17 protein-coding genes are annotated in these 20,503 nt (G+C 58.2%); 11 read left to right on the top strand and 6 right to left on the bottom strand.

All coding sequences use genetic code 11. The features are described from left to right. Window positions 1-176 precede the first annotated feature (176 nt). From rho to A6U87_RS07300, 6 genes are all read left to right on the top strand, one after another. Window positions 177-1,442 carry a transcription termination factor Rho gene (rho, locus tag A6U87_RS07325; protein ID WP_113521522.1) on the top strand — a complete coding sequence of 422 codons (1,266 nt, stop codon included), beginning with the start codon at window positions 177-179 and terminating at the stop codon, window positions 1,440-1,442. Between the two features lie 153 nt (window positions 1,443-1,595). Then, window positions 1,596-2,909 carry a tRNA uridine-5-carboxymethylaminomethyl(34) synthesis GTPase MnmE gene (gene mnmE, locus A6U87_RS07320; RefSeq protein WP_065690597.1) on the top strand — a complete coding sequence of 438 codons (1,314 nt, stop codon included), beginning with the start codon at window positions 1,596-1,598 and terminating at the stop codon, window positions 2,907-2,909. A 111-nt stretch (window positions 2,910-3,020) separates the two neighbouring features. Next, window positions 3,021-4,883: a tRNA uridine-5-carboxymethylaminomethyl(34) synthesis enzyme MnmG gene (mnmG, locus tag A6U87_RS07315; protein ID WP_065690596.1), complete on the top strand. Its 1,863-nt coding sequence runs from the start codon at window positions 3,021-3,023 to the stop codon at window positions 4,881-4,883. Window positions 4,884-4,917: 34 nt separating this feature from the next. Next, complete coding sequence (gene rsmG, locus A6U87_RS07310; protein ID WP_065690595.1) at window positions 4,918-5,535, top strand: 16S rRNA (guanine(527)-N(7))-methyltransferase RsmG; 618 nt, start codon at window positions 4,918-4,920, stop codon at window positions 5,533-5,535. Between the two features lie 19 nt (window positions 5,536-5,554). Beyond that, entirely contained in the window at window positions 5,555-6,349 is a 795-nt protein-coding gene (locus tag A6U87_RS07305; RefSeq protein ID WP_065690594.1) for a ParA family protein, read from the top strand. Between the two features lie 31 nt (window positions 6,350-6,380). Beyond that, on the top strand, window positions 6,381-7,262 hold the full coding sequence (locus A6U87_RS07300) for a ParB/RepB/Spo0J family partition protein (RefSeq protein ID WP_065690593.1): 882 nt from the start codon (window positions 6,381-6,383) through the stop codon (window positions 7,260-7,262). A 5-nt stretch (window positions 7,263-7,267) separates the two neighbouring features. On the opposite strand, the gene holA is transcribed toward A6U87_RS07300, so the two are convergent. From holA to leuS, 3 genes are read right to left on the bottom strand one after another with little or no spacing between them, the layout of a single operon-like run. Then, window positions 7,268-8,302 (bottom strand): DNA polymerase III subunit delta, encoded by a 1,035-nt coding sequence (gene holA, locus A6U87_RS07295; protein ID WP_065690592.1) that lies wholly within the window; start codon window positions 8,300-8,302, stop codon window positions 7,268-7,270. Window positions 8,303-8,313: 11 nt separating this feature from the next. Beyond that, on the bottom strand, window positions 8,314-8,835 hold the full coding sequence (lptE, locus tag A6U87_RS07290) for an LPS assembly lipoprotein LptE (protein WP_065690591.1): 522 nt from the start codon (window positions 8,833-8,835) through the stop codon (window positions 8,314-8,316). Then, window positions 8,825-11,455 (bottom strand): leucine--tRNA ligase, encoded by a 2,631-nt coding sequence (leuS, locus tag A6U87_RS07285; protein WP_065690590.1) that lies wholly within the window; start codon window positions 11,453-11,455, stop codon window positions 8,825-8,827. Before leuS ends, lptE begins: the two co-directional genes overlap by 11 nt. 198 nt (window positions 11,456-11,653) lie before the next feature. Here leuS and A6U87_RS07280 point away from each other — a divergent pair, with 198 nt between their 5' ends. Both A6U87_RS07280 and A6U87_RS07275 read left to right on the top strand, forming a co-directional pair. Next, complete coding sequence (locus A6U87_RS07280; RefSeq protein ID WP_065690654.1) at window positions 11,654-12,313, top strand: YggS family pyridoxal phosphate-dependent enzyme; 660 nt, start codon at window positions 11,654-11,656, stop codon at window positions 12,311-12,313. Between the two features lie 82 nt (window positions 12,314-12,395). Beyond that, window positions 12,396-14,306 carry a propionyl-CoA synthetase gene (locus A6U87_RS07275; protein WP_065690589.1) on the top strand — a complete coding sequence of 637 codons (1,911 nt, stop codon included), beginning with the start codon at window positions 12,396-12,398 and terminating at the stop codon, window positions 14,304-14,306. Window positions 14,307-14,353: 47 nt separating this feature from the next. On the opposite strand, the gene A6U87_RS07270 is transcribed toward A6U87_RS07275, so the two are convergent. Beyond that, window positions 14,354-15,061, bottom strand: a complete 708-nt coding sequence (locus tag A6U87_RS07270) for a DUF1013 domain-containing protein (RefSeq protein WP_065690588.1) — start codon at window positions 15,059-15,061, stop codon at window positions 14,354-14,356. Between the two features lie 230 nt (window positions 15,062-15,291). Between A6U87_RS07270 and acs the strand changes: the two genes are divergently transcribed. Continuing rightward, a complete protein-coding gene (gene acs / locus A6U87_RS07265; RefSeq protein WP_065690587.1) occupies window positions 15,292-17,247 on the top strand; it encodes an acetate--CoA ligase in 1,956 nt (651 codons plus the stop codon). A gap of 35 nt (window positions 17,248-17,282) precedes the next feature. On the opposite strand, the gene A6U87_RS07260 is transcribed toward acs, so the two are convergent. Both A6U87_RS07260 and A6U87_RS07255 read right to left on the bottom strand, forming a co-directional pair. After that, a complete protein-coding gene (locus tag A6U87_RS07260; protein ID WP_065690586.1) occupies window positions 17,283-17,732 on the bottom strand; it encodes a thermonuclease family protein in 450 nt (149 codons plus the stop codon). Between the two features lie 48 nt (window positions 17,733-17,780). Next, on the bottom strand, window positions 17,781-18,002 hold the full coding sequence (locus A6U87_RS07255) for a DUF1674 domain-containing protein (protein ID WP_065690585.1): 222 nt from the start codon (window positions 18,000-18,002) through the stop codon (window positions 17,781-17,783). A gap of 118 nt (window positions 18,003-18,120) precedes the next feature. On the opposite strand from A6U87_RS07255, the gene htpX reads away from it, so the two are divergent. Further along, window positions 18,121-19,083 (top strand): zinc metalloprotease HtpX, encoded by a 963-nt coding sequence (gene htpX / locus A6U87_RS07250; RefSeq protein WP_065690584.1) that lies wholly within the window; start codon window positions 18,121-18,123, stop codon window positions 19,081-19,083. Next, the gene (locus tag A6U87_RS07245; RefSeq protein ID WP_198928685.1) at window positions 19,074-20,471 is read left to right on the top strand and encodes an RsmB/NOP family class I SAM-dependent RNA methyltransferase; all 1,398 of its coding nucleotides are present in this window, start codon (window positions 19,074-19,076) and stop codon (window positions 20,469-20,471) included. The genes htpX and A6U87_RS07245 overlap by 10 nt, the downstream gene beginning before the upstream one ends. Window positions 20,472-20,503 lie beyond the last annotated feature (32 nt).

Here is a 20,503-nt window from a genome sequence, read left to right as displayed (position 1 = left end):
TAAATTTCTTTCATTTTAAGCAGCCCCCTTGCGGCATTGCGCATGAGCCGCTATTTTCGCTTCACCTCATCCTTGTGGCATGTATGTAAAGTTCGATCGTCTGCGGACTCTTCGCAGGAACGGTTACTGTCCTCGCATCGCCTCTCCCCTCAGAAATATAGAGTATTGGTCACTTCATGGCTGAAATGAAGCTTCAGGAACTTAAGAGTAAATCCCCGACGGATCTGCTGGCTTTTGCCGAATCGCTCGAGGTCGAGAATGCGAGCACGATGCGCAAACAGGAGCTCATGTTTGCCATTCTGAAGGTTTTGGCCAGCCAGGATGTTGAGATCATCGGCGAGGGTGTCGTCGAGGTTCTCCAGGATGGATTTGGCTTCCTGCGTTCCGCGAATGCAAACTATCTGCCGGGTCCTGACGACATCTATATTTCTCCGTCGCAGATCCGCCGGTTCTCGCTGAAGACCGGGGATACGGTCGAAGGACCGATCCGTGGTCCGAAGGAAGGCGAGCGGTACTTCGCGCTGCTGAAGGTCAACACGATCAATTTCGATGATCCGGAGAAGATCCGGCATAAGGTTCATTTTGACAATCTGACGCCGCTCTACCCGAACGAACGTTTCAAGATGGAGCTCGACGTTCCCACGTCCAAGGATCTGTCACCGCGTGTGATCGATCTCGTCGCTCCGCTCGGTAAAGGCCAGCGTGGCCTGATCGTGGCGCCGCCACGCACCGGTAAGACCGTCCTGCTGCAGAATATTGCGCATTCGATCACGGCAAATCATCCAGAGTGTTACCTGATCGTGCTCTTGATCGACGAGCGTCCTGAGGAAGTGACCGACATGCAGCGATCGGTTCGCGGCGAAGTCATTTCGTCTACCTTTGACGAGCCGGCAGTGCGCCATGTCCAGGTCGCCGAAATGGTGATCGAAAAGGCGAAGCGTCTTGTCGAGCACGGTCGCGACGTTGTCATCCTGCTCGATTCGATCACGCGTCTCGGTCGCGCCTACAACACAGTCGTTCCTTCCTCCGGCAAGGTGTTGACCGGTGGTGTTGACGCCAATGCGCTGCAGCGCCCTAAGCGCTTCTTCGGTGCAGCACGTAACATCGAAGAAGGTGGATCGCTGACGATTATCGCGACGGCGCTGATCGATACCGGCAGCCGAATGGACGAAGTTATTTTCGAAGAGTTCAAGGGTACCGGTAACTCGGAAATCGTCCTCGATCGTAAGGTTGCAGACAAGCGCATCTTCCCGGCGATGGATATTCTGAAGTCGGGCACTCGTAAGGAAGACCTGCTTGTTCCACGCCAGGATCTGCAGAAGATCTTCGTGCTGCGCCGCATCCTTGCACCGATGGGTACGACAGATGCGATCGAGTTCCTCATCGACAAGCTAAAGCAGACGAAGAACAATCCAGATTTCTTCGACTCGATGAACACTTAATCTTTAGCCGGATTCGCCTATAAGGCCGACCACGCGAGTGGTCGGCTTTATCGTTTCTAGGAGGGTCGTTTCCACAACTAGCCAAGTCGGCTAGGGGCTGGCTAAGTGAAGTTCCGGTATTCGATTCGGCTTCGAACCGGATGGACAAAAACGATGATCAGATCCACTGAAACCATTTATGCACTCTCCAGCGGTTCGGTGCCGGCCGGGGTGGCCGTTATGCGCGTGAGCGGTCGCGAGGTCGCTACGGTGCTGACCAGCTTGGCGGGACATGTCCCCACGCCGCGACAGGCAACATTGCGAACGATTCGGACTCGTAACGGAATCAAACTCGACAATGCGCTGATCCTCTTCTTTCCCGGTCCCAAATCATTTACAGGCGAAGACGTCGCAGAAATTCATCTGCACGGTGGCCGCGCTGTCGTCGAGGCATTGCATCGGGAGCTCGATACATTCGAGGCTGTTCGCCAGGCCGAGGCCGGTGAGTTCTCCCGACGGGCGTTTGAGAACGGCAAGTTGGATCTGGTCGAGATCGAAGGCCTGGCCGATCTTATAGCGGCAGAGACCGAGATGCAGCGCCGCTTGGCGATGGAGCATAGTTCCGGCGGGCTCTCAGCGCTCTACAATTCATGGGCGGACCGACTGACGCGTGGGCGTGCTCTTATCGAGGCGGAACTTGATTTTCCCGACGAAGATGACGTTCCGGGCTCCGTCTCAGACAGCGTCTGGTTAGATATGGAGCGATTGTCGCGCGAGATCGCGGTTCATCTCCGGGAAGCGGCAACTGGCGAGATTATTCGGGATGGCTTCAGAGTTGTCATTGCAGGCGAACCTAACGCCGGGAAGTCTAGCTTGATGAATGCGCTGGTGCGCAGAGATGTCGCCATCGTTACCGATATTGCGGGCACGACCCGCGATGTGCTGCAAACTGATCTCAATATCGACGGGTATCTGGTGAAACTATACGATACCGCCGGCTTGCGCGAGACGGTTGAAATTGTCGAGCGGGAAGGTATCAGGCGCGCCGAGGCAGTTATCAGCCAGGCCGATCTCGTACTCTATCTCGAGGACCAATCCCTCCCCTCTTCTGCCCAGACGTTGCCAGCAGGCGCCCTCGTCGTTGGGACGAAGTCGGACCTCCCGGCTAGCAACGACCGGCAGTACGACCTGCTGGTCTCGGTCAAGCAAGGGTTGGGATTGGATGAGCTTAGGCTTGCGATCGGCCAACGGTTGAAGGACAAAGTCCACCCGAGTTCAATGGCAATTCCTAGCCGGACGCGACATGTCGATTCGCTTTCGCAATGCTTGCACGCTGTTGACGCAGCGCTACAGTCGCCGTCACACGGACTCGACGTTAGAGCAGAGGATCTGCGCATCGCGAGTGAAGCCCTTGGGCGCGTTACGGGCCGTGTCGATGTCGAGAGTCTTCTCGATGTGATCTTCGGTGAATTTTGTATCGGCAAATGATTCACGTGAAACATCAAGGTGCCTGCACCGGCAATGCGGTTTCACGTGAAACACCCTTGACTCACGCACTAACTTCGCTCATCACCGGGACACTTCAGGAGCCTTAAAGAAATGGATACCTCTCGGTTTGATGTCATCGTTATCGGTGGCGGACACGCGGGATGCGAAGCTGCAGCCGCGGCGGCGCGTCTGGGCGCCACGACTGCGCTAGTCACACACAAGAGAGACACCATCGGCGTCATGTCTTGCAACCCGGCGATCGGTGGTCTCGGTAAGGGCCATCTCGTTCGTGAGATTGATGCGCTGGACGGTCTGATGGGGCGTGTCGCGGATGCTGCAGGTATCCAGTTTCGAATGCTGAACCGCAAGAAGGGACCGGCAGTGCGTGGTCCTCGCACGCAAGCAGACCGGAAGCTCTATCGGCAGGCGATGCTGACAGAGATTGAGGCCATCGAGAATCTTACCGTTATCGAGGGCGACGCCTTTGATCTGTCGATTAAGGACGGCCGTGTAGAAGCGGTCATTATGAAAGATAGCCGGATTCTTGACTGCGGATCGGTTGTCCTGACGACAGGAACGTTCTTGCGTGGTCTCATCCATATTGGGGATAAGAAAATACCTGCGGGCCGCGTTGGCGAAGAGCCGTCGCTTGGGCTTTCGCAAACACTTCTGCGGTTTGATCTCCGACTCGGCAGATTGAAGACGGGCACGCCTGCCCGGCTGAACGGCAAGACAATCGATTGGGCCAGCGTCGGCCGGCAGGGTCCGGATGAGGATCCGGTTCCTTTCTCTTTCATGACGACGCACATTGCGAATGCGCAGATCGATTGTGGCGTGACGCGGACCACGGATGCGACGCACCGGATCATTGTCGAGAATTTGAAACGTTCTGCAATGTATTCCGGTCAGATCGCGGGTGTCGGGCCTCGCTACTGCCCCTCGATTGAGGACAAGCTGGTCAAATTCGGTGAACGTGATGGCCATCAGGTATTCCTGGAGCCAGAAGGCCTGGATGACGATACGATTTATCCAAACGGTATTTCGACTTCACTGCCGGCAGAGATCCAGGATGCGTTTATCCATACAATCCCCGGCTTGGAACACGTCGAGATTCTTCAGCCAGGCTATGCGATCGAATACGATCATGTTGATCCGCGCGAGTTGAAGCCATCGCTGGAGGTGAAGAAGGTGTCCGGCCTGTTCCTGGCGGGTCAGATCAACGGGACAACCGGCTATGAGGAGGCCGCGGCGCAGGGCATGGTCGCGGGCCTTAATGCAGCGCGGCTGTCAGGCGGACAGAACGCGGTCCGGTTCAGTCGGACGGATTCCTACATTGGTGTCATGATCGACGACTTGACCTCCAGAGGTGTCGCGGAACCTTATCGGATGTTTACCTCGCGGGCAGAATATAGGCTCTCTCTGCGGGCTGATAATGCGGACGTGAGATTGACGCCATTTGCCATCGGTCTCGGCGGCATCTCCGCTGAGCGCAGGCGCAAGTTTGAAGCTTATAAGGCTGACCTCGATGCCGGTCGCGCACTGTTGTCCTCCTTGAAGGTGACCCCAAATGAAGCCCGGCACGCCGGCCTGAAGTTGAACATGGATGGGCAGCGACGGACCGGTTATGAGCTCTTGTCCTATCCTGATTTTTCCCTGGATGTGTTGAAACGGCTATGGCCGCAGCTGTCAGCGATCGATGGTCGGGTTGGGGAAGCGCTCGAGATCGAGGCGAACTATGCGGTCTATATGGCGCGCCAGTCGTCGGATATTGAGCATGTCAAGCGCGACGAAGACCGCGTGATTCCCGACGATTTTGACTTCGATTGCCTGTCAGGGCTTTCGAACGAGTTGAAGCAAAAGTTGCGATTGGCGAAGCCCTACAACATTGCGCAAGCGATGAAAGTAGATGGCATGACGCCGGCAGCCATTTCGCTTCTTCTCGTGCAGCTGCGGCGGCTCACTGTCGCAGCCTAAGCGTTCAGATAATACACTATATGAGAGTCCACCGATGGAGTTAAACGGCCGACGTGTTTCACGTGAAACAGAACAACGCCTGAAGGATTTCGTATCCCTATTTCAAAAGTGGGCCAAGTCGATCAACTTGACGGCACCCTCGACGCACGAGGACGCATGGCGGCGTCATGTCGCGGACAGCGCCCAGATCTTTCAGCTCCAGGATCAGCCCAGAACGTGGATTGATCTCGGCAGCGGCGGCGGCTTTCCGGGAGTGATCACCGCCATTTTCTTGGCAGAAATTGGTGATGGTTGGGTACATCTCATCGAGAGCAATCACAAGAAGGCGGCGTTTCTGCGTACGGCGTTGAGGGAGATGGGCGCGCGTGGTTCAGTCCATCCGATCCGCATTGAAGACGCACCGGCGGCCGTTCCGGATTGCGATTTCATTTCAGCACGCGCTCTTGCTGACTTGGATCAGCTATTTTCCTACTTCAATCCCTGGGCGGCCAATAATGAAAAACTGCGAGCGTATCTCCATAAAGGCCGGGATTACCGGGCAGAGATTGCGAAAGCACATGGTCGCTGGACATTCGATCTGGTAGAACATGGAAGCGCCGTCGAGCAGGACTCGGTGATATTGGAAGTATGCAACCTTCGGCGTTTGGTTTAACGGGATCGGGCAATACAGCATGGTTGGCGCACGGAATCGGATTATTACCATCGCGAATCAGAAGGGCGGTGTCGGCAAGACGACGACGGCCATTAATTTGGCGACGGCACTGGCGGCCATTGGTGAACGCGTTCTGATCGTTGATCTTGATCCGCAAGGCAATGCGAGCACGGGCCTTGGTATCGACCGAAAGAACCGCCGGCTGTCATCCTACGATCTCCTTCTCGGTGATCATGGGGTGCTTGATGTCGTTCAGGAGACGGCGGTTCCCAACCTGTATATCGTGCCGTCGACCATGGATCTGCTGGGCATCGAGATGGAGATCGCTCAGCAAAGTGATCGTGTTTTCAAGCTGAAGAAAGCCTTGGCGATGGAAGAGGCTTATAGCTTCTCCTATATCCTCGTGGATTGCCCCCCTTCCTTTAATCTGTTGACAATGAACGCCATGGCGGCGGCCCATTCCGTTTTGGTTCCGCTGCAGTGCGAGTTTTTCGCGCTTGAGGGCTTGAGCCAGCTTCTGGAAACGGTCGATCAGGTGCGGCGGACGGTGAATCCGCAACTGGATATCCAGGGTATCGTGCTGACGATGTTTGATTCCCGGAACAATCTTGCTCAGCAGGTTGTGAGCGATGTGCGGACGCATCTTGGCGAGAAAGTCTACCATACGTTGATTCCACGCAATGTTCGCGTGTCTGAGGCGCCCTCCTACGGTAAGCCGGCGATCCTCTACGATCTGAAGTGCGCAGGAAGTCAAGCATATCTCCAATTGGCGTCTGAAGTGATTCAGCGCGAGCGTCAGCGGCTTGCGGCTTAACACCTAACTGAAATTAGTGGCGAGTTAGACGATGAACGATGATGTCTCGAAGAGAAGACTTGGACGCGGTCTTGCCGCATTGATCGGCGAGATGGATCAACCGGTTGCGGTGGACTCAGAGAAGTCCCCTGTCAGCGCGGACAGATTGATTCCGATCGAGTTCATCAGCCGCAATCCCAGAAACCCGCGGCGCTTCTTCGATGACAGCGAATTACACGATCTGGCGAGTTCCATTCGACAGCACGGCATAGTTCAGCCGGTCGTGGTGCGAACGCTCTCGCCCAACCAGTATGAAATAATAGCCGGCGAACGACGTTGGCGTGCGGCTCAGTTGGCCGGGCTCGTTGAAGTTCCCGTCGTCGTCCGCGATGTGGACGACAAGACGGCGCTCGAGATCGCTATCGTGGAAAACGTTCAGCGCTCCGACCTTAATCCGCTTGAAGAGGCGCTGGGTTACGAACAGTTGATCGCCGAATACGGCTATACGCAGAACGATCTTGGTGAGATTATCGGCAAGAGCCGTAGTCACGTCGCGAACTCCCTGCGACTGTTGAAACTGCCCGAACCAGTTCGCGACCTCCTCGCGGCTGGAAGCCTTTCCGCCGGTCATGCGCGTGCGCTCGTGCCGACCTCGGACCCCTCCACCCTTGCTCGGGCCATCGTTGCCAAGGGGATGTCCGTGCGTGACGCGGAGCGCCTAGCACAAAACGATATCAAGGCACAGTCCGAGCCGCGGACTGCTGCACAGCGCGACCAAAAGGATTCCGATACGCTCGCCCTCGAGCGGACGCTCTCCGATACGCTTGGGCTTGATGTTACCATCAATCACAAGGCAAGCGGCGGGCAGATCCGGATCTCTTATAAGTCTCTGGAGCAACTCGAAGAGATTTGCCGCCTGCTGGAACGCCGCTGACGCTGCTACCGGCGCGCCGACTGCAGCGTCGTTGATAGCAGCGTATGGAGGGCAATGGTGTCTTCCAGAGAGGCGCGCTTGCGGGTTTGAAGGACAGCCGATTGTAGTCGGTTGGTTTCGCGAGCGATGGCCTCCGGCGACCATGTCCGGAGGGCCTGTTCTACGATTGGCTTGCGCCGAAAGTGCAGATGCCTGCCGAGTGTCTGCAGCGCCTGGGTCGACGAGATCCGTTTTTCATCCATCTCCGCCCTGATCGCGTCCATCAGCTGGAATTGCTTCAGGCAGGACTGGATTACCAGGAAGATCGCGGTTTTCGATGAGATGATCTTCTGCATGGCATGCAGGAAGTTGGCGGCGTTGCCGCTCAACACCGCGTCGACGGCATCATCGACCGAGATGGCGCTCGCATCGCCAATGATCTCTGTGACGTGGTGTTCTTCGATGCTCCCCTGCCCTCGGCAGTAGAGCGCTAGCTTCTTCAGTTCGTTGCGGGAGGCAATGCGGTCACCACCGATCAATTCCAGGAGCGCCTGGCGGGCATCTGGAGTGATACGAAGTTCAGCAGCGGAAAGCTCTGAATCGATCAAGGCGTTCAGTGCGCGGGTGTCGTCCGCGTAGCAAGGAATCGCGATAACGTTGCGGGATGATTCCGCCGCCTTTCGCAGAAGCGAGCCCTTCTTCAGGTCGCCAGCTTCGATGATGACAAACGTCCCTGCCAGTGGGGATTCCGCGAGAAACTGTAGCGCGTCGACGAGATATTTCTCGTTGGCAGCGCCCCGGACCCAGAGCAGCTTGTCGCCACCAAACAGGCCGATCGCGCCGGCCTCATCGACCAGGCGTCCGTGATCGCGCTGCAAATCAGCAATATCGAGCTTGATAAGGGAAAAGGGATCTTTCAGCGCGACGCCGGTTCTCTCGGCAAGAATCGAAGCTCGTTCTGAAACGAGCCCGCGATCGGGACCGTAGACTACAAAGAGCTTGTAGCTACGGGCGGATCTCTCCGCAAATCCCTCGAACTCATGCGATTTGATCTCGGCCAATCGTCCGCTCCTCAGCGGCCAAGGGCCGCCGCAAGGTCAGCAGCGACGAACTCGGCAGCCTCTCGAGCTGCCCTGTCCTCGGCATCGCGGATTGCCCGGGCCTTGGCGAATTCCTGACGTGGGAAGTCCACGAGCGCCGTGGCGTAGCGATTTCCGGCCTTGATCACATGGCCGTCCTTCGTCGCCTTCAGCGTATAGTCTACGCTGACCGTCGCGCGACCCGCGCGCGACGTATCGGACGACTCGACAAGAAGCGTATTGATGACGTCCGAGTGAGCATTGATCTCAACCTCGTATTGCGGGTTATCCGGCTCTCCGGCGCCTCTGGACGCCAGGAAAATCAGACGGTTCCGCACTTCCTGCTCGACGCGGCTGGTTGCTTCGGAGAAGCCGACGGACGATAGCTTTTCCGTCACGCCAGAGCTTTCGGAATACAGCGGACGTACCTGGCAGGATGCAACGAGGATCGTGGACGCAAGCACCGTGGCAATACCGGTGCAGCGCACCAGCTTCTGAGCGAGATTAAACGACAATGTTCACAATCCTTTGCGGAACCACGATGATTTTCTTCGGCGCCTGCCCGTTCAGCGCCCTCTTCACATCATCCAAAGCAAGCGCGCTTTCGCTGACTGTATTCTGATCTGCGTCGCGGGAAATTGTCAATTCAGCGCGCTTCTTCCCGTTGATCTGCACGGGCAGAACCACTTCATTTTCGGCGACAAGCGCATCGTCATAGCTCGGCCAAGATGTCCGTGCGAGCAAGCTGCTGTTGCCAAGCGTGGCCCAGCATTCTTCCGCCAAGTGTGGAGTCATAGGCGCCACGAGTTGAATCAGAATCTCCGCAGCTTCTCGCACAGCGGCCCGATAAGTTTCGTTGCCTTCGCCACCAGCGACCCTCGTCAATGGCGCTGCGAGAGCGTTGACGAGTTCGTAGATGCGCGCGACTGCCTTGTTGAACCACAGCTTGTCGTAATCATTCTGAACGGCCTTCAAGGTCCGGTGAGCCAGTTGCGAAATAGCAACCGCATCACCATCCTTAGCCGGAGTCGCAGCGACGTCTCGAAGGTTCGCGGCCGCTTCCGAAATCAGGCGCCAAAGCCGCTGCGTAAAGCGATGCGCACCTTCGACACCGGCCTCCGACCAGATCACGTCGCGCTCGGGCGGCGAGTCCGACAAGACGAAGAATCGCGCCGTATCCGCACCGTAGGACGCGATGATATCGTCGGGATCAACCACGTTCTTCTTCGACTTCGACATCTTCTCGATGGAGCCGATCGCGATCTCGTCGCCATTGGACAGGAGATACGCGCGCCGCGCGCCGTCCAGTTCCTCGATACGGATATCGGCCGGGGAAACCCATTCACGGCTCATGCCCGAGCCACGGCTGTAGGTTTCGTGGACGACCATTCCTTGCGTAAAGAGGCCCTTGAAGGGCTCCTTGACGTCGACGTGACCGGTCTCCCGCATCGCGCGGGTGAAGAAGCGCGAATAGAGCAAGTGCAGGATGGCGTGTTCAATGCCGCCGATATACTGGTCGACCGGCAGCCAGTGGTTGGCTGCAGATGGATCCGTCGGCTTGGTCTCCCACGGCGCGGTGAAACGCGTGAAATACCAGCTCGAATCAACGAAGGTATCCATCGTGTCCGTTTCCCGTCGCGCATCCTTGCCGCAGTGCGGGCAAGCGACGTGGCGCCATGTCGGGTGCCTATCGAGCGGATTGCCCGGCTGGTCAAAGGTCACGTCATCGGGAAGCTTGACCGGCAGGTCCTTCTTCGGAACCGGTACCACGCCGCAATCGTCGCAATGGATCACCGGAATCGGGCAACCCCAGTAGCGCTGACGGGAAATACCCCAGTCGCGCAGGCGGAAATTGACCTTGCGTTCGCCTTGCGGCACGTTCCCGAGCGATGCCGCGGCGAGACGTTCAGCAACGGCATTGAATGCGTCGTCGTTGCTCATGCCATCGAGGAAACGCGAGTTGATCATTACGCCGTCGCCATCATAGGCAACATCGCCTACGCTGAAGCTGGCCGCATCGCCATCCCGCGGCATGACGACTGGAACAACCGGAAGATCGTACTTGCGCGCGAAATCCAGGTCGCGCTGGTCCCCGGAAGGGCAGCCGAAAATGGCGCCGGTTCCGTAGTCCATGAGAACGAAATTGGCGACGTAAACGGGCAGTTCCCATGATGGGTCGAGCGGGTGGCGGACGCGTATGCCCGTGTCCATACCCTTCTTCTCCGCTGTTTCGAGCGCGGCAAGCGATGTGCCGGCGCGGCGGCATTCTTCGCAGAAGGCATCGATAGCCGGATTCTTTACCGCGGCTTCCTTTGCGAGCGGATGATCTGCAGAGATCGCCAGGAAGGATGCGCCGAACAGCGTATCGGGTCGGGTCGTATAGACCGTAACCTCGGTTTGACCAGCGGGTGCCGTTTCGCCGACGATCTCCCAACGGATCGTCATGCCTTCCGACCGGCCGATCCAGTTCTTCTGCATCAACCGAACTTTCTCGGGCCATTGGTCCAACGTGTCCAATGCGTCCAAGAGGTCCTGGCTGAAATCGGTGATCTTGAAGAACCACTGGGTAAGTTCGCGTTGCTCGACTAGGGCGCCCGAGCGCCAGCCGCGACCGTCGATCACCTGCTCGTTTGCAAGAACGGTATTGTCGACAGGATCCCAGTTCACCTTCGATTGCTTGCGATAGACCAGCCCCTTCTCGAGGAAGTCTACGAAGAGGTGCTGCTGGTGCTGGTAATAGGCGACATCGCAGGTCGCGAATTCTCGGCTCCAGTCGAGCGAAAGGCCCATAGCCTTCAGCTGCGCCTTCATCGATGCGATATTCTGGTATGTCCAGGACGCGGGATGAACCCCGCGCTCCATGGCAGCGTTTTCAGCCGGCATGCCAAATGCGTCCCACCCCATCGGATGCAGCACGTTGTATCCGCGCGCCCGTTTGTAGCGCGCAACGACATCGCCCATGGCATAGTTGCGGACGTGCCCCATGTGAATGCGACCGGATGGATACGGGAACATCTCCAGCACGTAGTATTTCTCGCGCGGATCGCTGTTGTCGGTCTCGAAAACCTTCTTCTCGTTCCACTTTTGCTGCCAGCGGGGCTCGGCATCGCGCGGGTTGTAACGTTCGGTAGCCATCGTATTCGTATTTCCGGAAAATCAAGGGAAGATGGTCCTGACCTTCACCATGAAACCGCGGTAGCGTCAAGTTTTGCGGCCGCTTTAAGCGCGCGATCACGGCCGCCGAGCGATATTTCGAGAGGTCGGCCCTTGGCAACCACGGGCGGGGCGTTTAGTGCATAGCCATTCTTCCCGATGATCTGCCGAGGCGCAATGATGGAACTTCACGAGCGATTGGACGATGTACGCGCGCGGATCGCCAAGGCTGAGCGGGACGCCGGCAGAACAGCAGGCTCCGTTGGACTCGTGGCTGTTTCCAAGACATTTGACGCAGACGCGATTCGACCCGCAATCCTTGCCGGACAGCGCGTCTTCGGTGAAAACCGGGTTCAGGAAAGCCAGGGAAAATGGGCCGAACTGAAGGCTGAAACGCCGGGCATCGAGCTGCATCTCATCGGACCGCTGCAGTCGAACAAGGCGGCAGAAGCCGTCGCGCTGTTCGATGTCATCGAAACGGTCGATCGCGAAAAGATCGCTCGCGCGCTTGTTGAAGAAATAAAGCGCCAAGGGAAGACCCCTCGCCTCTATATTCAGGTGAACACCGGTCTAGAGCCTCAGAAGGCTGGCATCGCACCTGACGACACCCTCTCCTTCGTTGCCTTGTGCCGCGACGAGCTTGGCCTGGAGATCGAGGGGCTAATGTGCATCCCTCCCGCTGATGAAAATCCAGGCCCGCATTTCGCTCTCCTTGCCAAGCTTGCGAAGCAATGCGGTGTCGAAAAGCTATCGATGGGAATGTCCAGCGACTACGAGATCGCGGCGGCTTTCGGTGCGACCAGCGTCCGCGTCGGCTCCGCCATTTTCGGCGCGCGCTGACCCGCTGCTTTCGTCGGGCTTTCTCTCTCCCGGTCTCTTCCCTAGATTGACGGCTTAAGGCGCATATCCTGGGGAGGAGAAAATGCGGCGTAGCTATCGGCAAACCTATTCGGAGTGGAAGCAGGACCCAGTAAGCTTTTGGGGCAAGGCCTCGGACGGTATCGACTGGTTCAAGCAACCTGAACGGATCTTCGACGCTGGCGGCGGGCCTTACGGGACCTGGTTCGCCGGCGGCGAAACCAATACCTGCTACAACTGCCTGGATCGTCATGTCTTGGCAGGACGGGGCAGTGAAACGGCGCTCATCTATGACAGCCCTGTCTCCGGCGCCAAACAGGCCTTCAGCTACGACGATGTGCTCGTCCATGTGAAATCCCTAGCCGCTACACTGAGTCAGTTTGGGGTTACGAAGGGCGATCGTGTTGTCCTCTACATGCCGATGGTGCCGGAGGCGGTGTTCTCGATGCTTGCCTGCGCGCGCATCGGGGCAATTCACTCCGTCGTGTTCGGCGGCTTCGCGGCGAGTGAGCTCGCGGCACGGCTGGATGATTCGGAGGCGAAACTAGTCATCACCGCAAGCTGTGGCCTGGAGCCTGGCAGGGTCGTTGCCTATAAACCACTTGTCGACAGCGCCATTACAATTGCCAGATCCAAGCCAGATCATTGCCTCGTTCTTCAGCGTCCGCAGCTTCGCGCTGATCTTGTTCCGGGCCGCGACCATGACTTTGAAGTGGTCGTTGCTGGCAATCGCGGAGCGGATATCGCGTGTGTCTCCGTCAAAGCGACGGATCCGCTTTATATCCTTTACACTTCAGGGACGACTGGCCACCCCAAGGGTGTGGTACGCGACAATGGCGGTCATATGGTCGCTCTCAACTGGTCGATGACGAACATCTACGGAATGAAACCGGGCGAAGTGTTCTGGACGGCGTCCGACATCGGTTGGGTCGTCGGGCACTCCTACATCGTGTATGCCCCACTGCTCGCCGGCGTGACGACGGTTCTCTTCGAAGGGAAGCCTGTGGGGACGCCCGATGCCGGTACGTTCTGGCGTATCGTGTCGGAATATAATGTTCGGGTGCTTTTCACGGCACCAACTGCGTTTCGAGCGATCCGGCGCGAAGATGGTGACGGTACTTATATAAGAGCACATCCGATGCCCGGTTTTCGCGCGCTTTTCCTCGCCGGCGAGCGCGCCGATCCGGAGACGTTGAAATGGGCCGAACAGATGCTCTCCGTGCCCGTCATTGATCATTGGTGGCAGACGGAGACAGGCTGGCCGATCGCCGCAAATCCGCTGGGGCTTGAGGCATTGCCGGTCAAACATGGGTCTCCATCCGTGCCGATGCCCGGATATGACGTACAGGTTCTCGATTATGGCGGGCACGCTGTTGCGCCGGGGATCCTGGGCAACGTCGTGGTGAAGCTTCCGCTTCCGCCCGGCTGTCTGCCGACGCTGTGGCAAGCCGACGAGCGGTTCCGGAGCGCGTATCTGGACGAGTTCCCCGGCTACTACAAAACGGCAGACGCGGGCTACGTCGATGAGGACGGCTATCTCTTCATCATGTCGCGTACGGACGACATCATCAATTGTGCCGGCCACCGTCTTTCGACCGGCGCCATGGAGGAAGTCTGCGCAAGGCACCCGGATGTTGCCGAATGCGCTGTCGTTGGCGTCGCCGACCCGGTCAAAGGGCAGGTCCCATGCGGCTTCCTGGTCCTGAAGCGGCATGTTTCACGGGAAACATCTGCCGTCGAAACGGAGGTCGTGAAACTAATCCGCGATGAAATCGGACCCGTCGCTTGCTTCAAAACTGCGATTGCCGTCGACCGTCTTCCCAAGACCCGGTCGGGCAAAATATTGCGCGGTACGATCCAGAAGATCGCTGACGGCGTTCCGTGGAAGATGCCGGCGACGATCGATGATCCCATCGTGCTCGAGGAAATCGCTGCGGCATTACGCAAAAAAGGCTTCGGCGGTCTGCCTATGTGACAATAAAAAGCCCCGCAGAAGCGGGGCTTGGGGTGACTATCGGCCGATCAGTATTGATCGTCTTCATCTTCGTCCTTGGGCGAGGACTTCAGAGACTTGAGCTTTGCGAAGACGGCGTCTGCATCGATTTCCTTTTCCTTCTCCTCCTCGCGATCGTAGCTCGGGGTCAGGCGTTCGGTTTCGTGTGCCGACTGCAGGGTTGCGCCAAGCTCTGCGGCTGTCGGGAGCGGACGGCCCTTGGCGGCCTTCTCGACCTCCATGTCAAGGTCGATCTGGCTGCAGAGGCCGAGCGTAACGGGGTCCATCGGCGCAAGGTTTGCCGAATTCCAGTGCGTGCGCTCGCGGATCTGCTCGATGGTCGACTTGGTGGTGCCGACAAGCCTGGAGATCTGGGCGTCCTTGAGTTCCGGATGGTTGCGAACCAGCCAGAGGATGGCGTTCGGGCGGTCTTGACGCTTCGAAACCGGCGTGTAGCGCGGGCCGCGACGCTTCGATTCCGGGACGCGAACCTTCGGCTCGGAAAGCTTGAGCTTGTGGGCAGGGTTCTTTTCGCCGCGGGCGATTTCGTCGCGCGACAGCTGGCCGGTCGAGATCGGATCGAGGCCCTTGATGCCCTGCGCCGCTTCACCGTCGGCAATCGCCTTCACTTCAAGCGGATGCAGTTTGCAGAGCTGAGCGATCTGGTCGAAAGACAGAGCAGTGTTATCGACGAGCCAGATTGCCGTCGCCTTCGGCATGAGCAGTTGTTGAGCCATGGATATAGTCCTTCTGTCGTCCGCGCCGGTGTCGCGGTCCGTGGATTGTCACCACTATGTCCGGGAAATATGGCGCTATATAACCGTAGTGGCGCATAATTGCAATTGACCGCGAATGAAATGACCTTTGTCTAATTGCGGGGCGAAAGCGAACTGCTATGAATGCCGTGAATTAAAACGCGGCTGCGTCGTTTTTTCAGTCCGCTGACGTCCGGGTGAGGAGGAGTTTCATGTCGGAGAAGATCTACCCAGTTCAAAAACTGGTAAAAAACCATGCGCTTATCGACAAGGCGAAGTACGAGAAGTGGTACGAGGAAAGTGTCGAGAACCCGGACAAATTCTGGGGCAAGCATGGCAAGCGGATCGACTGGTTCAAACCCTATACCAAGGTCAAGAACACCTCCTTCACCGGCAAGGTTTCGATCAAATGGTTCGAGGACGGGCAGACCAACGTCTCATACAACTGCATTGACCGTCATCTGAAGACCAACGGGAATCAGGTTGCGATCATCTTCGAGGGCGACAACCCCTACGTCGACAAGAAGATCACATACAACGAGCTCTACGAGCACGTCTGCCGAATGGCGAACGTTCTGAAGAAGCATGGCGTCAAGAAGGGTGATCGCGTAACCATCTATATGCCGATGATCCCCGAGGCGGCTTATGCGATGCTCGCTTGTGCCCGCATCGGCGCGGTTCATTCGGTCGTGTTCGGCGGGTTTTCTCCCGAGGCGCTCGCCGGCCGCATCGTCGACTGCGAATCCACCTTCGTCATTACCTGCGACGAAGGTGTGCGCGGTGGCAAGCCCGTGCCGCTCAAGGACAACACGGATACCGCGATCCATATCGCCGCACGGCAGCATGTTATCGTGGAGAAGGTCCTGGTGGTGCGCCGCACCGGCGGCAAGACCGGCTGGGCACCGGGCCGCGACCTCTGGTATCACCAGGAAATCGCCACGGTGAAGCCGGAATGCCCACCGGTGAAGATGAAAGCCGAAGATCCGCTGTTCATCCTCTACACCTCGGGTTCGACGGGAAAGCCGAAGGGGGTTCTCCATACGACGGCGGGCTATCTCGTCTATGCGGCGATGACCCATGAGTATGTCTTCGATTACCATCCCGGCGACATCTACTGGTGCACTGCCGATGTGGGCTGGGTCACCGGACACTCCTACATTGTCTACGGGCCTCTTGCGAACTGCGCGACGACGCTGATGTTCGAAGGCGTGCCGAACTTCCCGGATCAGGGTCGATTCTGGGAGGTCATCGACAAGCACAAGGTCAACATCTTCTACACCGCACCCACCGCGATTCGGTCGCTCATGGGCGCCGGCGATGATTTCGTCACGCGTTCATCGCGGTCGAGCCTCCGTCTCTTGGGAACGGTCGGTGAGCCGATCAATCCGGAGGCTTGGGAGTGGTACTACAATGTCGTCGGCGACAAGCGTTGCCCTGTCATCGATACCTGGTGGCAGACGGAAACCGGTGGCCACATGATCACGCCACTCCCCGGCGCAACCGATCTGAAGCCCGGCTCGGCCACCGTGCCGTTCTTTGGCGTCAAGCCGCAGCTGGTCGACAATGAAGGCAAGGTGCTGGAAGGGGCTGCCGACGGCAATCTCTGCATCACCGACAGCTGGCCGGGTCAGATGCGCACGGTCTACGGCGATCATGAGCGCTTCATCCAGACCTACTTCTCGACCTACAAGGGCAAGTATTTCACCGGCGATGGCTGCCGGCGGGATGAAGACGGCTATTACTGGATCACCGGTCGAGTCGACGACGTGCTCAACGTGTCGGGCCATCGGTTGGGTACCGCCGAAGTCGAATCGGCGCTTGTCTCGCACCAGTTGGTGTCCGAAGCGGCCGTCGTCGGATATCCGCATGCAATCAAAGGTCAGGGTATCTACTGCTACGTGACTTTGATGGCTGGGAACGAAGGTTCCGACGAGCTGCGCCAGCAACTTGTGAAGCACGTTCGTTCGGAAATCGGCCCGATTGCCGCGCCGGACAAGATTCAGTTCGCTCCAGGGCTGCCGAAAACGCGGTCCGGAAAAATCATGCGCCGCATCCTGCGCAAGATCGCGGAAGACGATTTCGGCTCGCTTGGCGACATCTCAACGCTCGCTGATCCCGCTGTCGTCGACGATCTCATCGCGAACAGGCAGAACAAGGCAACAGCCTGAGTCAAAAACGAGCCGCTCCGATCTTCGGGGCGGCTTTACTCCGCGTCACGACAAGGCGTTTCCGCCTTCCGCCCGCCGTCGTAGGCCCTGACAATGCCTTCATTGAGCAAGTCTTGGGCCGGATTGCTGCCGTCCTCTAAGGTGACGTCTGCCAGGATACGTCCGAAATACTTGTCGCCGGAGATCTGCGTCAGGCTTATCCGAGGGGACGCGCCCGCTAGTTCCTCAAGGGCGTGACGCGCATCGACGCCTGCGCGCCTGACACTTGCGCACTTGGAATGCATCTCAGGTGCGTCGATTCCGCGTATGCGCACATAGACTTCGATCTTCTGTTGCGGCCATGGCCGCGCTTCCACCAGCAACGTATCGCCGTCGATAACACGGAGAATTTCAGCCGCAACGGGCCCGTCGATCTCGTCGCGTGCAATGGCGGCGGCCGGCATGACGATCAGCACTGCGAGAAAAAACGAAAATGACTTTGCCATATCAGGAATAAATTCCGTTATTGTGGCGAAGTCAATAGGAATATTTACTTAGAAATCGATGGCTCGGCCGTTGATTTCCCAATCCCCGAAGCGAGCCGGATCAGCGCCGCCTCGCCCGCCGATTTCCGTCGGCAGATCCGCGGGTTTCTCATTCCTGCGGCGTTCCTCTGCCTCGGCGAGCGCGCGCTTGGCGGCGGGCGACAGCATCTTGCGTGGTGGTTCCGAGCCTTCGGCCGGAATTTCCCTGTTGTCGTTGTCCGCTGCTTGCATCCCGCGCTTCCGCCTGAAAATATTGAAAATGGCTACCGAGTAACCAAATCATAGAGCGCCGACCGCGCGATTGAAACCCTTTCGTGTTCCCGGAATGCGGCTGGAGATGGAGAATCCGATGAATCTTGTCCGCACTGCCATGTTGCTGGCCTTCATGACCGCGCTCTTCATGGTCGTCGGCTTTATGATCGGCGGTCGCAGCGGGATGATGATCGCGTTCGTCATGGCGGCGGGAATGAATTTCTTTTCCTATTGGAATTCCGATCGGATGGTGCTCTCGGCTTATCACGCCAAGGAGATCGACGAGCGTAATGCGCCGGAGTTTTTCGCGATCATTCGAGACCTGTCCCGGAATGCCGGCCTTCCGATGCCGAAGGTCTATCTCTACGACAGCCCGCAGCCCAATGCCTTCGCGACAGGTCGCAATCCCGAGAATGCGGCGGTCGCGGCCTCAACCGGTTTGCTGAGCGTTCTTTCGCCTGAGGAAGTTGCGGCTGTGATGGCGCATGAACTTGCCCACGTGCAGAACCGGGATACCTTGACCATGACGATCACGGCAACGCTTGCAGGCGCGATCTCGATGCTGGGCAATTTCGCCTTCTTCTTCGGCGGGAACAGAGAGAACAACAACAATCCACTGGGCTTCATCGGCGTGCTGTTGGCGATGATCGTGGCGCCGCTCGCGGCCATGATGGTCCAGATGGCGATCAGCCGGACGCGTGAATATGCTGCCGACAGGCGCGGGGCGGAGATTTGCGGCAATCCGCTGTGGCTTGCATCGGCGCTCGGCAAGATTGCGCGCGGCGCTGCCCAGGTGCCCAACTACGACGCGGAGCGCAATCCGGCGACGGCTCACATGTTCATCATCAATCCCCTGACCGGCGCCGGGATGGACAATCTGTTCTCGACGCATCCAAACACCGAGAACCGTATCGCCGCGCTTCAGGAAATGGCGCGCAGCGCCACGAACGGCTCGACGTCGGGACTTCAGGCTGGTAGTTCCATGCGCAAATCGCGCTCGGTTCCCAATACGGGTGTCAGCCGCGGTGGTTCCCAACCGCCAAAAGGTCCGTGGTCTTGAATTCAGACGACAAGAAGAAGCCTATCCGGAAACACAAGAAGCCAATTGCTTCAAGACCTGCCAGTGGTCCGGCGAAACCCGGTCTGCAGGTTCGCGCCGCGGCTGCGAAGATCCTGGCTGCTGTGGTTGACCGGAAGCTTCCTCTGGATGGCGCGCTCGACAACGAGCACGGAAACCCAGCCTACAAGGCACTGAACGATGCCGATCGCGCACTCGTTCGCGCCATTCTGAATACGACGCTCCGGCATCTGCCACGCATCGAAGCGGCGCTTTCGTCTCTTCTCGACACGCCCTTGCCCGAAGGTGCTCGCGCCCTGCAGCACATCCTTTGGGTGGCTGCGGCGCAGATTTTGTACCTGGATGTACCCGATCATGCGGCCGTCGATCTTGCTGTCGAGCAGGCGAGCAACGATCCGAGAAGCAAGCGTTTTGCCAAGCTTGTGAACGCCATTCTTCGCCGCCTTGGCCGTGAAAAACAGGAAATACTGGCACGCGTCAGAGATGTGTCGCCAATGCCGGATTGGTTCCTGAAGAGGCTGGAAGCGGCCTATGGCCGGGACGTGGCAGTGGCCATTGCGGAGTCCCAGCTCGAGCCGGCGGCGATTGATCTCAGCGTGAAGTCCGATGCAGCCGGTTGGGCGGAAAAGCTCAACGGTCACGTTCTGCCGACAGGCGGCGTGCGTCTCGCGGCTTTTGAAGGCAATATACCAACGCTGGAAGGCTTTGCTGAGGGGCAATGGTGGGTGCAGGACGCCGCCGCCAGCATCCCCGCGCAGCTTTTCGGTGATCTGACCGGCAAGCGGGTGGCCGACCTTTGTGCCGCCCCGGGCGGCAAGACGGCTCAGCTGATCGTTGCCGGCGGGACTGTTGTTGCCATCGAGCAATCCGAAAATCGGATCAAACGGCTTCGCTCCAACCTGGATCGGCTGAAGCTCGAAGCGGAAACGATTGCCTGCGATCTGACGCAGTACGAGCCGGACCAGCTGTTCGATGCCATCCTTCTCGACGCGCCGTGCTCCTCGACCGGGACCACACGTCGTCATCCTGATGTCCTATGGACCAAGGGTCCGGAGGATATTGCCAAGCTCGCTGCCTTGCAGGAACGACTTCTGCGACACGCTGTGACGCTTCTGAAGGTCGGTGGCACGATCGTCTTTTCGAATTGCTCGCTCGATCCAAGCGAAGGCGAAGAGGTCGTTGCACGTATACTCGCCGACACACCGTCGATCGAACGAGTCGCCATCGAAGCAAGCCGCTGGCCGGGGCTGGACGCAGCTATCAGCGCCATAGGCGAATTCCGCACTACACCCGACATGTTGCGTGTTCCCACAGGCTTTGCATCCGGTCTTGACGGCTTCTATGCCGCTGTGCTTCGCCGTGTTGCTTGATCGAAAAGCAACTGGCATAGTTGAACCTCAAT

It is taken from the genome of Rhizobium sp. AC44/96 (assembly GCF_001692185.1).
Classification (GTDB): domain Bacteria; phylum Pseudomonadota; class Alphaproteobacteria; order Rhizobiales; family Rhizobiaceae; genus Rhizobium.
Note: the sequence above shows the minus strand (reverse complement) of the source record. Positions and strands in the feature narration are given on the sequence as shown.

Excerpts from the sequence above, each read along its gene's own strand:
- mnmG (WP_065690596.1), top strand. The coding sequence starts at position 3,021 with ATGGATACCTCTCGGTTTGATGTCATCGTTATCGGTGGCGGACACGCG.
- A6U87_RS07300 (WP_065690593.1), top strand. The coding sequence starts at position 6,381 with ATGAACGATGATGTCTCGAAGAGAAGACTTGGACGCGGTCTTGCCGCA.
- leuS (WP_065690590.1), bottom strand. The coding sequence starts at position 11,455 with ATGGCTACCGAACGTTACAACCCGCGCGATGCCGAGCCCCGCTGGCAG.
- A6U87_RS07280 (WP_065690654.1), top strand. The coding sequence starts at position 11,654 with ATGGAACTTCACGAGCGATTGGACGATGTACGCGCGCGGATCGCCAAG.
- A6U87_RS07275 (WP_065690589.1), top strand. The coding sequence starts at position 12,396 with ATGCGGCGTAGCTATCGGCAAACCTATTCGGAGTGGAAGCAGGACCCA.
- A6U87_RS07270 (WP_065690588.1), bottom strand. The coding sequence starts at position 15,061 with ATGGCTCAACAACTGCTCATGCCGAAGGCGACGGCAATCTGGCTCGTC.
- A6U87_RS07255 (WP_065690585.1), bottom strand. The coding sequence starts at position 18,002 with ATGCAAGCAGCGGACAACGACAACAGGGAAATTCCGGCCGAAGGCTCG.
- rho (WP_113521522.1), top strand. The coding sequence starts at position 177 with ATGGCTGAAATGAAGCTTCAGGAACTTAAGAGTAAATCCCCGACGGAT.
- A6U87_RS07305 (WP_065690594.1), top strand. The coding sequence starts at position 5,555 with ATGGTTGGCGCACGGAATCGGATTATTACCATCGCGAATCAGAAGGGC.
- htpX (WP_065690584.1), top strand. The coding sequence starts at position 18,121 with ATGAATCTTGTCCGCACTGCCATGTTGCTGGCCTTCATGACCGCGCTC.
- A6U87_RS07260 (WP_065690586.1), bottom strand. The coding sequence starts at position 17,732 with ATGGCAAAGTCATTTTCGTTTTTTCTCGCAGTGCTGATCGTCATGCCG.
- mnmE (WP_065690597.1), top strand. The coding sequence starts at position 1,596 with ATGATCAGATCCACTGAAACCATTTATGCACTCTCCAGCGGTTCGGTG.
- rsmG (WP_065690595.1), top strand. The coding sequence starts at position 4,918 with ATGGAGTTAAACGGCCGACGTGTTTCACGTGAAACAGAACAACGCCTG.
- acs (WP_065690587.1), top strand. The coding sequence starts at position 15,292 with ATGTCGGAGAAGATCTACCCAGTTCAAAAACTGGTAAAAAACCATGCG.